The following is a 13,219-nucleotide window of genomic DNA, read 5'->3' as shown; positions in this document are numbered from 1 at the left end:
ATTACACCAGTTTAAATTTGCGCTTTAGTTTATTAGTTCTGAAATAGTTAAGGAATAGCTCAGGAATACTTCCGAGTAATGTATCTAGTAGCACATCTAGCATTACAGCTAATACAGCACCTAAAATAACTAAGTGTAATTGTTCGTAAAACCAACAGTAATGCGAACGACATGATTTGTAAAGGCAGTTCAATTTTACAACTGATATTCGTCAGCTTAAATTAATGTACTAAGTAACCGTGCCAAAAGTAATGCAATTTCAAAATAAAGTCTCAATATCAATAGCGCTTATGTTTTAAATGCGTTTAAATACCACCAAATCGCTTTGGCGGAGCCGTTTAAATAAGAATGCTGCGCTGAACAACACACATTCAACCTCTATTTAAGGAAATATAATGGTTATCGATAACATCACAAAATTTTTAAAATACGCAGTAATTCCTCTGTTACTTGGTTTTCCTGTTGCGATAATTGCTTATAGATTAGAGCTTTGGTCTATGGGGACTTCATTTCAAATCATTAAACTTACTGGGTTTATCAGTATGGCTGTGTTGTTGATTGCGATATTGGTCGCAATATTTGCGTTAGTGAAAAAACAAAAAGACCTAGCTAAAACGTGTGCGGTAGTTGCCGTATTAGTGGCATTACCGGTTGTTGGATTGTCAATGCAAGCGGCTAAAGCTAAGTCTTTGCCATTTATCCATCAGGTAAGCACAGACACGGTTGATTTACCTAAGTTTAAAGTTATTGTTGCATTACGTGGTGAAAACAGTAATCCGTTAGATTATGACAGTGAAAAATTAGCGCCTCTTCAACAGGCTGCATATCCGCAATTGCAAACTATCGTCAGTGAACTTAATGTAGATGCGGCCTTTGCTAAAGCTGTTGATGTAACTAACGACTTAGGTTGGGAAATTGTTGCTCAGAACAAAGACTCAGGCATGATTGAAGCGGTAGATACCACTTTACTTTGGGCGTTTAAAGACGACGTGGCGATTCGTGTTCAAATGACGGATTCTGGCAGTAAAATTGATTTACGTTCTATCTCTCGTGTTGGTATGAGTGATTTAGGCGCTAATGCGGCACGTATAACAAAATTCATTACTGCATTTAAGTTGAAAGACTGATAAGGCTTTAGGGCTGTAGGGCTGTAAGGTTAGAGCAAATTTGATTAAAAAAGGCTGTCGTTAGTAACAACAACAGCCTTTTTTATAACATGCAGATCAAACTCTAAAGCGCATAATACATTTCACAATACACCTAGAATAACCATTTAAAATATCCGTTTAAACCTTGTGTATTCACACAAGATATTTAGCAGATTATTTTGCATCAAACACTAAGTTAAATGTCACAGGAACTTGTGTTGTGATGGACGGTAAACCAGCGATGTCTCTTAGTGCGTTTATACCTTCTACCAATTTAAAATCAGCGGCGTTTAACACAATAGGTTTTACCGAACTTACGTTAATAACGTTAGCGGCTAATTTTGTTACTTGAATATCAGCAACAAATAGCTTTTTAACACCATGTAAATCTAAGGTTAGCGTTTGTTTGTCTTGAAACGATTGACCTGACTTTAATTGGTTTACTTTTTTAGCATCAACCTTAGCCATGATTATCGCTTTTGGATACATGTCAGTTTGAAACAACATAGACTGTAAACGGTCGTTACGAATAGGGATCATAGTTTCAGGACTTGTTAAATCAATCTCTATGCTCGTTTTTCCCGACTTATCTTCTACAGTACCGGTTAGTGTTTTAAAGTGATGTACTTCGACTACCGCTGATTTTTTAACTGAGATAAAGTTTAAGTTGGACTTGTCATTATTTAGTGTCCAGTCAGCAAAACTTGATGCCGATACAAACATTAATGGTAGTAATAAACTTGCTGATAATTTCATTGTCATTCCTATTTAAGATTGAATATAAAGTTAAATATCAAATACAGACCATATTGGCGCATGGTCAGATGGTTTTTCAATGCCGCGTAATTCGTAATCTATTCCAGTTTCAGAACACTTATCATTTAAGCCGTGTGTGGCCAAAACAACGTCAATTCTTAATCCACGGTTATCGTCAAAACCTTTTGAGCGATAATCAAACCATGAATATCTGTCATCGGTAGTAGGGTGTTGTTCTCTGAATGTATCTTTAAAACCCCAATCCAACAATGTTTTTAACCATTCACGTTCTTCTGGCTGAAATGAACATTTTCCAGTTTTCAACCAACGTTTTTTATTGGGCTCGCCAATACCAATATCTAGGTCAGTAGGGGAAATATTGATGTCGCCCATAACAACCACATTCTCGCTAGCATCTTCACTGGTATTTAAGTAATCCATTAAATCAGCATAGAACTGTCTTTTATATGGAAACTTAATTGGATGATCAATGGCTTCACCTTGTGGGAAATAACCATTTAGCACGGTGATTTTGTTACCTGATTCAGTTTCTACGGTAACCATCACCATACGCTTTTGATGTTCTTCAGTGTCAGTTGGAAAACCTTTTTGACTATGCGTCATACGAGCCGCAACATCGTTACGAACTAACATAGCCACACCGTAATGGGCTTTTTGACCGTGGACAATAGGTGTGTAACCTAAGGCTTCAACGTCTGCATACGGGAATACTTCGTCGTGCGCTTTGGTTTCTTGTAAACCAATAATATCTGGATTGTGTTTTTCAATTAAAGCTGCAAGTTGATGAATGCGGGCACGAATGCCATTTATATTAAATGAGATGATTTTCATGTTTAATTCTTTTTATCAGAAAGTGGACAGATATAACCTGATCATGCCTTTAACTAAATTTGATAGCAAAGGAAAATAGCCAAACTAACAAAATAAAATAGATAAACAATTTCAATATTCCACCTCAACAAGTAACATAGGCACATTGTGTTTTCTGTTTTGCAACAATCACTTATTGATTGGTAAAGCATTCGCTCTGGCGTGCTGGTAAATATAACAAGTTCAAATAAGGTATTAAGATAAATGACACAACAATCACCCATTGGGGTTTTTGACTCAGGGGTTGGCGGATTATCCATAGCCAAGACCATTCATACCTTAATGCCAAACGAAAACGTTATTTACATAGCCGATCACCTTTATTCGCCATACGGTAATAAATCAACAGAAACCTTACAGCAGCGTACGTCGCTTATAATCGATTACTTTGTTAACCGAGGTTGTAAAGCTATCGTTGTTGCATGTAACACTGCGACTGTACACACTATTTCTTATTTAAGGACGTTGACTAATATTCCTATTATTGGAGTAGAGCCAGCATTAAAGCCTGCATCTGAGTTAAGTCAAACCGGTGTTGTAGGTTTGCTTGCGACAGAGCAAACAATTAAAAGCCAATCCTTATTAGCATTAAAGTCACGTTTTGAAGATAAAGTATCTGTGGAGTTGGTTGCTTGTCCTTTGTTTGTAGAGTTAGTAGAGCAAGGTCAACTTAACAGTGACGTTACTCAACAAGCGATAAAAAACTATATACATCCGTTAATAGAAAAGGGCATAGATCACTTGGTATTAGGCTGTACTCATTATGCTTTTTTAATCCCAGGTATTAACCAATGTTTAGCTGAATTGAAAGTAAGCTCAGTTAACATCATAGAACCTTCTTATCCTGTGTGTTTGGAGTTAAAACGCCAATTAGAAACAAGAGCTTTATTGTCAGATAAAACAGCTGAGGATGATAACAGGGGACAAATAGAGTTTTATAGTTCAGGACAAATGTCAGCTCACAGCTCAGGGCAAGGTCAAAATTTCAGTCCAGATCAAAAGCCAACGTTAAATCAAAACGCGAAGCTAAGTTTAAATGAATTATTTAGCCTTTTGTGGCAACAAGCGGTAACCGTTAAAAATATTCAATTAAGCCATTAAACCGGCTCATTTATTTGCCCATATTAAATTTACTCTTTTTACTTTACTTTCGTCTTCCCTTTAGTTTTCAATGTCGATGCTTTATTTATAGTTAAAGTTATTAATACAAATATTACTTAATTAGCAGGGTAACGTAGAAGTTAATTAGTTTTGCAGGGGCGGTGATAAGTAGATTTAAAACGGTATAGAAAGACACTCAATAGTATAAGTATTGAATGTCTTATATTTTCTACCCGTTAAAATAAGCTTTTAATTGGCGTAATAAAGTCAGAGGCACTGCGAGTCATTCTATGACCTGATTCAATGGTGATGGTCGTTTCAGCAAAAGAAAATGCACTTTTTGAATCGTCAAATTTCGCTTTAGGTTTCACAATAATGTTTGTTACCTTAGCAAGCTCTTCTTTGTAATCCGCATCGGTTTTACAAATTTTAGACATAGCTTCTAATGCCGCAACTGTACGTTCACCAGTGTGACTAAGAACCCATACACCTTTATAGTTATCAGACTTTAATGCGTCTTTATTTGTTTTGATCATCCCTTTAACATCATCCCAGACAACATTAACTTCTAACGACGTATTACCACAATCTGATTTCATCACTGCAACTTGCTCTGCAATATTGGCATCTGCAGCGCGAATTGCTTTTTTATCAATAACGGCAGCCATAGCGGTTGTCGCCATTAAAAGTGATGTTGTTGCAATAACTAATATTGTCTTTTTCATTTCATATTCCTTGAACGTTATATATTGTTTAATTGATTAACTAATTTTTGTATCATATTTAAGCTTGTTAGTGTGCTTGATACTGTATCTACAGCTAATTTATTTTCTAGCGCCTTGTCTATGTCCGCTAGTAATTGTCTTGCATCGGATATTAAAACTTCTCCGTTTGTTGTAAAGATTATTTTCTTTTGCTTACCAATATCATCTACCTGATCTAAATAACCAGCTGAACAGAGTTCTTTTACCGTTTTAGCGACCATCTGACGAGAAACCCCAAGGTTTCTGGCTATGTCTGATGCGTAATTTACACCACATTCTAAGGTACTCAAAAAGCTTAACGCCGAAGGAGATGCAAATTTATAACCCTTGTCTTTCAATGTGTTGGCTAAATATTGAAATATAGAGTCATTAACTTGTCCAGCGCCAAGCACTAATTGTAGAGTTTGGCTTTCAGCCATTGGCAAATTGTTAGTTGTCAACTTTGTTGACATAATAAAATCCTTAAACTACTCTATGTCAACTAAGTATACATGAGGGTAAGAAAATGATCACATTAAAAAATGTTTTAAGAGCTAACGCAGTAAGCTGTATTATTTTTGGCTTGATGTTTTTATGGGCACCGCTGGAAATCGCTTTATTTTTATCAGCGGATGATCCGGCTCCAGAATTAGTGCTGTTTTTGTTGGGAGCGGTATTAGTGGTAAATGGCCTTCATTTAATTTGGGCTTCTGCTCAAACACCGCCAAATAAACTACTTGTTTTGTATTTTTCATTTGGCGATTTATTGTGGGCGCTAGGCTCTGCAATCTTGTTAATTGGAAGTATTTGGGTCACTTCAATACCGGGTGTTATAGCAACAATATTAGTTTCGACTGTGGTTGCTACATTGGGCGTGTTACAGGTACTAAAAAGTAAAGAGTTATAAATACAAAGAGCTAGTATAAATTAATAGATACAACACTGATTATTAGACGTAATAACTAAAAATGCCTAGATAATATTATCTAGGCATTTTTCTTAGCGATTATTAGCTTAGCTGTTAGCAGCTAAAGAATAAAGCTATGCAACTTTATTCTTTAGTTTTTGGCTTGCTTTATATTCATTGTAAGAGCCGTGGAAGATATCCATGCTGCTATCTTTAATTTCAATAACATGACTGGCCAATGACGATACAAATTGAGTGTCGTGGCTTACAAAGATTAATGTGCCATCAAACTCTTTTAACGCATGGTTAAGCGCTTCAATAGATTCCATATCCAAGTGATTGGTTGGTTCGTCCATGATAAGTACGTTTAAGTCCATCATCATTAATTTACCAAACAATAGTCTGTTTTTCTCACCACCAGAACATACTCTAACTTTCTTTTCAAAGTCGTCAGCGGTAAATAATAAACGACCTAACATAGCTTTTACTGCGATGTCGTCATGCTTTTTAGTACGCCATTGGCTTAACCAATCAAACAAACTTAAGTTGCAATCAAAGTCTGTGGTGCTGTCTTGTGGACAATAACCGATGGTTGCATTTTCAGACCATTTAACCACACCTGAATTTGCTTTTAATTCATCAACTAAACAACGTAAGAAAGTGGTTTTACCTGCGCCATTTTCACCAATGACCGCAAGTTTTGCACCGGCTTCTAAGATCAAATTACCATTTTGGAATAATGGACCTTCATCATAACCGTGACCTAACTCTTCTAAAATAAGAACTTGGCGATGTAATTTTCTTTCTTGTTTGATTGAGATAGAAGGAGTGCGTCGGCTTGACGACTTAACTTCTGATAATTCAATTTTATCTAGTTTTTTAGCACGAGAACTGGCTTGTTTTGCTTTAGATGCATTGGCACCAAAACGTGCCACAAAGGCGGTTAGTTCTGCAATTTCTGCACTTTTCTTGTCGTTCTCTGTTAATAGCTGTTCACGGATAAGTGAAGATGCTTCAACAAAATATTCGTAGTTACCAGGGTAAATGCGTAATTCACCGTAATCAATGTCCGCCATGTGCGTACAAACAGAGTTAAGGAAATGACGGTCATGCGAGATGATGATCATAGTGCATTTACGTTGGTTCAATACTTCAGCTAACCAGTTTATTGAATGGATATCCAAGTTATTGGTTGGCTCGTCTAGTAATAATATATCTGGGTTAGAGAATAGGGCTTGTGCTAATAACACACGCACTTTATAACCTGGAGCAACCTGGCTCATTAGGCCAAAATGGAATTCTTCGTCGATACCCGCTTCTAACAAAATGTCGCCTGCACGAGATTCTGCAGTGTAACCATCCATTTCTGCAAATTCAGTTTCAAGGTTAGCTACTTTCATGCCATCTTCTTCTGACATTTCAGCTAAAGAGTAAATGCGGTCACGTTCTTTCTTAACTTCCCACAATTTGGTGTCACCCATAATTACCGTATCAACTACTGAATATTCTTCAAACGCAAATTGATCTTGGCTTAGCACACCGAGTTTATTACCTGGAGTAATAGAATAATTACCTGATGAAGGCGATAACTCACCGCTCAAAATTTTCATGAAGGTTGATTTTCCACAACCATTGGCGCCAATTAAACCGTAACGGTTGCCATGCCCAAACTGAGCTGAGATGTTTTCAAACAATGGCACAGCGCCAAATTGCATGGTGATATTTGCGGTAGTGATCAAAGGGTATTTCCTGATATGTGGGGCTTGCAGAACGATAACTGATCTGAATGCCAGTTATTGCCAACTAGAGCGCGCGTATTATACAGAGTATTCACTCTAAAGTCGATGTTATCTGATGATTAAATAATCAAGATGTTATGGATTTTTTATTTACAAATGTATGTAGTTTATAGAGGATGAAGTACTAGGTTCACGTGACGTCATAATTTTCATTTGTTTAAAATTAAATCTTTTGCTATGTTGTTCTGGCTTTAGAGAACATGACGTTTTGAGCCGTAATATATGTGTTTACATTGAAAGTTAAAGTCGAAATGTAAGTAACGCATATAATTAAACAATTTTAATGACTCGTACTTAACCACCTAAAGGGTTAAGACGTCAAAGAAGTTAAGAATAAAAGGAATTTATATGAAACTATTCAAAAAATTACTCCTGTGCATATTTGTTATTTCCCACTTTTCTTACGCCCAAGAGCTCAAGATCACAGCTCAAAAAGAAGTAGTAACAAACAACAACAAAGTACATACCTATATTGGCAATGTACAAATCACACACTCAGAAAACGAACAGCCTCAAATAACATCAAACACAGTAAGTATGGCTAACGGTAAAACCGTAATGGAAGGGAATGTAAAAATGATATTTTCTCATGTCACAGCGGTAACTAACAAAGTCGTTTATGTGCAAACTAAAAGTGGGTTTGTGGCAAAAATGGATAAAGTGATTGTTACTTATCATTAGCATATAGGATTTACACTAATAAATAACAGTTAAAATAAGCTCGTTATAGCTAAGGGCTCTAACATTAGTAATACAGCTAATAATTAACACATTTACTGTGTTAATTATTAGCATTAAGTTGTGTTCTTTTAGCTTAACGGATACGCCAAGCTCTAAAACTACGGCCTTTTAATTTGCCTTTTTCTAACTTGTGTAATGCTTCTTTGGCAACAGATTGGTCTACCGCGACATAAGCACAGAACTCTAATACGTTAATTTTTCCAACGTCTTTTCCAGCAATACCATCTTTTCCAGTAAGTGCACCAAGAATGTCACCCGGACGTACTTTATGTTTCTTACCACCGTCAATACGAATCGTGCCCATTCTAGGCGCGAAAATTTCTCTTTCTAACACAGACGCATCTGGTAATTCAGATTCACTAATACGAATGCCTAGGTAGTCTTCAATCTCAACTACTTTGTAAGAATCTTTATTGGTAAATAAACTACAGGCAACACCTTTGCTGCCCGCACGACCTGTTCGGCCAATACGGTGAACGTGTGTGTCGGCATCATGAGCTAATTGATAGTTAATTACTGCGTCTAAGTTGTCTATATCTAGGCCACGAGAAGCAACATCGGTTGCCACTAAGATTGAAATGCTTTTATTAGCAAAACGAACCAATGTTTGATCTCGGTCTCTTTGTTCCAAGTCACCATTTAGTTCGATAGCACTGAAGCCTGCGTCTAATAAGAAGTCTGTAACTTCTACCGTTTCTACTTTTGTATTACAAAAGATAACGCAAGACTCTGGTTGGTATTCCATTAACAATAACTGTATCGCTTGTTTACGAGCGTTATTGTTATCAACATTAAAGAACTTTTGATCTATGCTGCTCTCAGAATGAGTAGACTCAACTTTAACCATAATCGGGTCTTTAAGTAGTTTGCTACTAATACCTTTAATTTGATCTGGGAAAGTGGCACTGAATAATAATGACTGTCTATCTTTAGGTGCTAAATCAATAATGGCATCAACGGCATCTTGAAAGCCCATTTCTAACATTTTGTCAGCTTCATCTAAAACTAAAGTATTTAAGTTATCTAAGTTTAAACGGCCACGGTCTAAGTGATCTAAAATACGACCCGGCGTACCAACAATAATATGTGCGCCATGTTCTAATGAACCAATTTGTGGTCCCATAGGAACGCCACCACAAAGTGTTAATACTTTAATGTTGTGAATGCCACGAGCTAGTTTTCTAATTTCTTTAGCAACTTGGTCGGCTAATTCACGGGTAGGGCATAACACTAATGACTGAACACGAAAACGTTTCACATCTAAGTTATGTAATAAACCCAAACCAAAAGCAGCTGTTTTACCTGAGCCAGTTTTACCTTGAGCAATTACGTCTTTACCTTCAATAATTAAAGGAAGACTTTGCGCTTGAATTGGCGTCATTTCGTTATAATCTAGCGTCGCTAAATTGCTAACAAGATCTGGATTAAGTGCCAATGATGAAAATGATGTTTGTGTCAAAGTTATACCTTGAAAAGTAGTAAATAATTAAATTAGCGGCATTATAACAGCTAACAACACAAGTAAGTATGCGAGTTTTCCTTATATGGTAATTTTTTTATAGGCGTAATTAAACCAATAGTACTAGCGTGATTAAATAGCGCAGTTTACTATGCGTAAGTTAATAAATTATTTAGATCTTATTTTATGTTCCATCTACTTTTACATTTTATTGTTCCCTTGTTGGTTGCCTTAATATTTTTCCGTGAACATTGGCAAAAAGCCTTAATCATTATGATGTTAACTATGGCTGTTGATATTGACCACTTATTAGCAACGCCAATTTATGACCCACTAAGATGTAGCATCGGATTTCATCCTCTGCATCAATTAGTTTTTATTCCGGCTTATTTAGCCTTGTGTTTTATTAAACCACTTAAGTTTGTTGGGCTAGGCTTAATGATACATATGGCGTTAGACAGCCTAGATTGTAAAATTAACCTAGGTGTTTGGTTTATGTAGTGATTTATCAAAGTAATAGATGGTAGTAAGTTCGCCGAATAGCCAAAAGTGTGCTTAGATAGTAATAGAATTTTTATGAGGTAACGCTCAATATGAGTCAAGATTTAGATTTAAAATTAATTGTTAGAGTTGAGCCGGGGTCATTAGGGCCTGATGGGTTAGATCACGTAGAAGCTTTTTGTGAAGTCGCAAATAAAGTGTTTTCAAAAGTAGATTATATTCAATTATCTTTCACCATAGTGCCACGTTATGACAAGGCCTTGCCAGAGCTAGAATTATTGATGAATGATGTAACTTTGCCAGAACAAAGGGCGACTTTGTTGCTAGATAAACTGCACGTAACCTTTGATCAAGTGGAAGAAGAAGTCATGGAACGTATCTCAAAACTAATAGACAGGTTCCTTGGTCATAAATATTAAGCAGACCGTTCGTTCTTATAAAAGTACTTCAATGAGGACATGCTTTGTTCTTTATAAAAAGACGTCCATTTTATTTTGCATATTCAGCAAGATAAAAAGGGTGTCTTTTTTTATTTTAAGTATGATGCGCACCACAGTACTGCATTTCCCATAATTGCTATTTTATAAAGAGTGAATAACTTGGTCACCGTAAAAAAAATCTCCCTGTTTCATGGTAATGGAACTGATAATAATGGAACAATAGATGAAAACCTTTTTGGCTTAATAGCACAAGATATTGAGCAACAAGGTTACAGCATTAGACCAGGTGCACTTCCTATAGAACTCACGGATTCATTGTTTATTCATCAACAAACCATGGAAGCTGAAAAATTCGCTAATGCAGGTATTGGCCGTGGTAATGAGTACCTAAAAAACGAGTTTGTCCGTACGGATGAAATTTGCTGGATTAATGGCGAAACCGACGCCAGTAAACAGTGGTTAGATTGGACTGCAAGTTTACAAAGTTTTTTAAATCGTAGATTGTTTTTAGGACTGTTCTCATTTGAAAGTCACTTTGCTCATTATGGCCCCGGTGATTATTATAAACGTCATTACGATGCATTTAGAGGCGATGCAAACCGAGTGTTGTCGATAGTGGCTTATTTTAACTCAGGTTGGACTAATACCGACGGTGGCGAGTTAGTAATATATAAAGACGATAACGATAAAGACGGAACCAAAGTTATTCCATTGATGGGAACTTTAGTGGCGTTTTTAAGTGAAGAATTCCCCCATGAAGTACTCAAAGCAAACCGAGACCGTTATTCTATAGCGGGTTGGTTTCGTGTTAATACCTCTATTGCGGATAAAATAGATCCACCTTTATAAACTCCATGTTTAAACTTTATGTATAAAGCTTATGACATAAGTATCAATGTTTAGGAATTTGAATGCTTAAATCAATCCATCATGTTGCGATTATTTGTTCTGATTATGAAAAATCAAAACACTTTTATACATCCATTTTGAAATTGGAAATAGTTGCTGAAAATTTTCGTGCTGCAAGAAACTCATTCAAGTTAGATATTAAATTGCCAGATGGAGGACAAATAGAATTGTTCTCCTTCCCTAATTCTCCAGCAAGACCAAGTTTTCCAGAAGCTCAAGGTTTACGGCATTTAGCATTTTGTGTTGATTCAGTCGAAGACGTTGCACAATACCTGACAAGTAAAGGCGTGGAAGTAGAGCCAATACGCGTTGATGAGTTTACCAATAAAAAGTTTACTTTTTTTAGTGACCCAGACGGTTTACCTTTGGAGTTATACCAAGGTTGAATTTAATGTGTACAAACATTAAATACATTTAACCTATAGATAACTTGTTTCATCGTATTTGTCTGTCATGTGCGTATTTATTGATCATTACCTATGCTAAAATCCCGCCACATCGAGTTCCTTGTTAGCTTCCTAACGTCGTTAGAATTCAATTCTAATTAGCCCAGTTAGGAAAAACAGAAGTAACCCTCTTTTTTATCCATTACTATTAAGAAACCAAATGAATTCTCAGTCAAAACCCGTCAGTAATTTTGAATTTATATGTTTGATGGCATTATTAATGTCGTTACTTGCTTTAGCCATTGATTCAGTTTTACCAGCTTTGTCACAACTTGGTTCTGATTTACAAGTTGCCGAAGGAAATGATATCCAATTGGTCCTGTCATCTATCTTTTTTGGTATGGCATTTGGTCTTATTTTTTACGGGCCTATATCAGATTCATTTGGTCGTAAGAAAACTATTTATCTTGGTGTTGGCGTCTTTATTTTAGGAGACTTAATCTCACTGTTTGCTGTTGATTTTAACATGATGATCATCGGTCGTGTTATTCAAGGCTTTGGCGCAGCGGCTTGTCGAGTAGTGAGTTTAGCTATGATCAGAGACAAGTTTGAAGGGCCTGAAATGGGTCGCGTTATGTCATTGATTGTGATGTTCTTCATCATAGTTCCAGCCATTGCTCCATCAATTGGGCAGGGCATATTATGGGTTGGTGATTGGCGCGCAATTTTTGCATTTGTATTTGTTGTTAGTTTATTGTCTATCGTGTGGTTGCACTTTAGGCAAGAAGAAACCTTAATAGTTGAAAAACGATTACCTTTTACAATCACTGTGATTGTACACGGTATTAAAGAGACCTTAAGTAATAAGACAAGCCGTAATTACATGTTGGCTTCAGGCTTTATATTTGGTTCTTTTATTGGTTATTTAAGTTCGTCACAGCAGTTATTACAGGTGCATTATCAATTAGGTGAGCAATTTGCGCTGTACTTTGGTGTATTAGCCTTGGCGGTTGGTTTATCATCTTTTGCTAATTCTAAATTAGTTATGCGCTATAAAATGGTTAACTTATGTTTAGTGTCGTTAACCGGTTTATTAGCCTTTAGTACCATGTTTTTAGTGTATTGCTTAGTCATCACAGGTGAACCCGCATTACTTGTTTTAATGATGTATTTGTCAGCCACATTTTTCTGTTTTGGTATCTTGTTTGGTAACTTAAATGCACTGGCCGTTCAGCCTTTAGGGCATATTGCAGGTGTTGCGACATCAGTAATTAGTTCTATACAAACCTTAATCTCTGTTTTCATCGGTGGTTATATAGGTTATTTGTATAACGGAAGTGTTATGCCACTGACGATTGGATTTCTAATTTGTGCCTTGTTATCAATAATACTAGTGTTAATGGCAAAGCAAAATAGCAAGCTAAGCGCAGCTTAAACG

Annotated in this window: 15 protein-coding genes; 9 read left to right on the top strand and 6 right to left on the bottom strand. The window is 36.3% G+C overall.

All coding sequences use genetic code 11. The features are described 5' to 3' along the window. The first annotated feature begins 395 nt into the window (after window positions 1–395). Entirely contained in the window at window positions 396–1,127 is a 732-nt protein-coding gene (locus BTO11_RS12320) for a DUF1499 domain-containing protein (RefSeq protein ID WP_105052886.1), read from the top strand. A gap of 195 nt (window positions 1,128–1,322) precedes the next feature. Here the strand turns inward: BTO11_RS12320 and BTO11_RS12315 are convergent, their stop codons facing one another. Beyond that, window positions 1,323–1,904: a YceI family protein gene (locus BTO11_RS12315; RefSeq protein ID WP_181135897.1), complete on the bottom strand. Its 582-nt coding sequence runs from the start codon at window positions 1,902–1,904 to the stop codon at window positions 1,323–1,325. Between the two features lie 30 nt (window positions 1,905–1,934). Further along, a complete protein-coding gene (xthA, locus tag BTO11_RS12310; RefSeq protein WP_105052884.1) occupies window positions 1,935–2,756 on the bottom strand; it encodes an exodeoxyribonuclease III in 822 nt (273 codons plus the stop codon). Window positions 2,757–2,999: 243 nt separating this feature from the next. Between xthA and murI the strand changes: the two genes are divergently transcribed. Next, the gene (gene murI, locus BTO11_RS12305) at window positions 3,000–3,896 is read left to right on the top strand and encodes a glutamate racemase (RefSeq protein ID WP_105052883.1); all 897 of its coding nucleotides are present in this window, start codon (window positions 3,000–3,002) and stop codon (window positions 3,894–3,896) included. Window positions 3,897–4,132: 236 nt separating this feature from the next. Here the strand turns inward: murI and BTO11_RS12300 are convergent, their stop codons facing one another. Next, window positions 4,133–4,621: a hypothetical protein gene (locus BTO11_RS12300; protein ID WP_105052882.1), complete on the bottom strand. Its 489-nt coding sequence runs from the start codon at window positions 4,619–4,621 to the stop codon at window positions 4,133–4,135. 17 nt (window positions 4,622–4,638) lie between these two features. Further along, complete coding sequence (locus BTO11_RS12295) at window positions 4,639–5,112, bottom strand: helix-turn-helix domain-containing protein (RefSeq protein ID WP_105052881.1); 474 nt, start codon at window positions 5,110–5,112, stop codon at window positions 4,639–4,641. Between the two features lie 53 nt (window positions 5,113–5,165). Between BTO11_RS12295 and BTO11_RS12290 the strand changes: the two genes are divergently transcribed. Continuing rightward, the gene (locus tag BTO11_RS12290) at window positions 5,166–5,546 is read left to right on the top strand and encodes a hypothetical protein (RefSeq protein ID WP_105052880.1); all 381 of its coding nucleotides are present in this window, start codon (window positions 5,166–5,168) and stop codon (window positions 5,544–5,546) included. A 134-nt stretch (window positions 5,547–5,680) separates the two neighbouring features. On the opposite strand, the gene BTO11_RS12285 is transcribed toward BTO11_RS12290, so the two are convergent. After that, on the bottom strand, window positions 5,681–7,285 hold the full coding sequence (locus BTO11_RS12285) for an ABC-F family ATPase (protein ID WP_105052879.1): 1,605 nt from the start codon (window positions 7,283–7,285) through the stop codon (window positions 5,681–5,683). Window positions 7,286–7,693: 408 nt separating this feature from the next. Between BTO11_RS12285 and BTO11_RS12280 the strand changes: the two genes are divergently transcribed. Further along, on the top strand, window positions 7,694–8,026 hold the full coding sequence (locus BTO11_RS12280) for a hypothetical protein (RefSeq protein WP_105052878.1): 333 nt from the start codon (window positions 7,694–7,696) through the stop codon (window positions 8,024–8,026). Between the two features lie 133 nt (window positions 8,027–8,159). Here BTO11_RS12280 and dbpA read toward each other — a convergent pair whose 3' ends face one another. Continuing rightward, window positions 8,160–9,545, bottom strand: coding sequence for an ATP-dependent RNA helicase DbpA (gene dbpA, locus BTO11_RS12275; RefSeq protein ID WP_105052877.1), 1,386 nt, complete (start codon window positions 9,543–9,545; stop codon window positions 8,160–8,162). Between the two features lie 186 nt (window positions 9,546–9,731). On the opposite strand from dbpA, the gene BTO11_RS12270 reads away from it, so the two are divergent. The 5 genes from BTO11_RS12270 (at window position 9,732) to BTO11_RS12250 (ending at window position 13,216) form a co-directional block, all read left to right on the top strand. Further along, complete coding sequence (locus BTO11_RS12270) at window positions 9,732–10,046, top strand: DUF6122 family protein (RefSeq protein WP_105052876.1); 315 nt, start codon at window positions 9,732–9,734, stop codon at window positions 10,044–10,046. 92 nt (window positions 10,047–10,138) lie between these two features. Next, window positions 10,139–10,465 (top strand): hypothetical protein, encoded by a 327-nt coding sequence (locus BTO11_RS12265; RefSeq protein WP_105052875.1) that lies wholly within the window; start codon window positions 10,139–10,141, stop codon window positions 10,463–10,465. 198 nt (window positions 10,466–10,663) lie between these two features. Then, complete coding sequence (locus BTO11_RS12260; protein ID WP_105053757.1) at window positions 10,664–11,335, top strand: 2OG-Fe(II) oxygenase; 672 nt, start codon at window positions 10,664–10,666, stop codon at window positions 11,333–11,335. 62 nt (window positions 11,336–11,397) lie between these two features. Further along, on the top strand, window positions 11,398–11,781 hold the full coding sequence (gloA2, locus tag BTO11_RS12255; protein WP_105052874.1) for an SMU1112c/YaeR family gloxylase I-like metalloprotein: 384 nt from the start codon (window positions 11,398–11,400) through the stop codon (window positions 11,779–11,781). A 220-nt stretch (window positions 11,782–12,001) separates the two neighbouring features. Beyond that, entirely contained in the window at window positions 12,002–13,216 is a 1,215-nt protein-coding gene (locus BTO11_RS12250; protein ID WP_105052873.1) for a multidrug effflux MFS transporter, read from the top strand. Window positions 13,217–13,219: the final 3 nt, after the last annotated feature.

Origin of the sequence: Psychrosphaera saromensis, from assembly GCF_002954545.1 — a bacterium.
Classification (GTDB): domain Bacteria; phylum Pseudomonadota; class Gammaproteobacteria; order Enterobacterales; family Alteromonadaceae; genus Psychrosphaera; species Psychrosphaera saromensis.
Note: the sequence above shows the minus strand (reverse complement) of the source record. Positions and strands in the feature narration are given on the sequence as shown.